This is a genomic window from Pseudomonas sp. EA_5y_Pfl2_R50, assembly GCF_963970475.1.
Taxonomy (GTDB): domain Bacteria; phylum Pseudomonadota; class Gammaproteobacteria; order Pseudomonadales; family Pseudomonadaceae; genus Aquipseudomonas.
In genome coordinates this window covers 1-314 of the sequence record NZ_CAXAPT010000224.1, presented here as the reverse complement: position 1 = coordinate 314, position 314 = coordinate 1, and the positions used below count along the sequence as shown (strand labels likewise).

General features: G+C 58.6%; 1 protein-coding gene. It reads left to right on the top strand.

What is annotated here, in order from left to right; all coding sequences use genetic code 11:
• The coding region (locus tag AACY19_RS27560) for a contractile injection system protein, VgrG/Pvc8 family (RefSeq protein WP_339454659.1) at positions 1-314 on the top strand (314 nt) is incomplete at both ends.

Sequence of the window (314 nt, the reverse complement as noted above, 5' to 3'; positions counted from 1 at the left end):
GAAGAGCACGGCATCCAAAGCAACGCCTACGAATTCAAGACCGGTTCGATTTATCCCGAGCGCATTTACTGCGTGCAATACGATGAGTCGGACCTGCACTTCATCCAGCGCCTGTGCGAAGAAGAAGGTATCCATTACCACTTCGAGCACACGGCGACGGCGCACAAACTGGTGTTCGGCGATGACCAGACGGTGTTCCCGAAACTCAAGCCTGTGGCCTACCAGCAAGACTCCGGCATGGTCGCCAGCGACCCGGTGATCAAGCGTTTCGACCTGCGCCTGGAAACCCGCACCAGCCGCACCACCCGTCGCGA